The sequence below is a fragment of the Colwellia sp. MB02u-9 genome (genome assembly GCF_014077085.1).
In the GTDB taxonomy this organism is placed as follows: Bacteria; Pseudomonadota; Gammaproteobacteria; order Enterobacterales; family Alteromonadaceae; genus Cognaticolwellia.
In genome coordinates, this window is record NZ_JACGVF010000049.1 from 1 (window position 1) to 383 (window position 383).

Below are 383 nucleotides of genomic sequence, written 5' to 3' on the forward strand. Positions count from 1 at the left end.
CCGAGGCCGGACTTGAACCGGCACACTCTTACAAGCGAGGGATTTTAAATCCCTTGTGTCTACCAATTCCACCACTCGGGCATCGAGAGTTTTTTTTATAGTAGAGATTGGGACCCTACTTTGACCGTAATAACTGTCATATTTGGAGCGGCTGACGAGACTCGAACTCGTGACATTCACGTTGGCAACGTGATGCTCTACCAGCTGAGCTACAGCCGCTTCGGTATTCTACAATACATCCAACTGATATAATCAGTAATGGTACCCGAGGCCGGACTTGAACCGGCACACTCTTACAAGCGAGGGATTTTAAATCCCTTGTGTCTACCAATTCCACCACTCGGGCATCGAGAGTTTTTTTTATAGTAGAGATTGGGACCCTA

Annotated in this window: 2 tRNA genes; both read right to left on the bottom strand. The window is 47.3% G+C overall.

What is annotated here, in order from left to right:
* Positions 1 to 143: 143 nt before the first annotated feature.
* Positions 144 to 219, bottom strand: a tRNA-Gly gene (locus H4J65_RS00385).
* A gap of 40 nt (positions 220 to 259) precedes the next feature.
* Positions 260 to 346, bottom strand: a tRNA-Leu gene (locus H4J65_RS00390).
* Positions 347 to 383 lie beyond the last annotated feature (37 nt).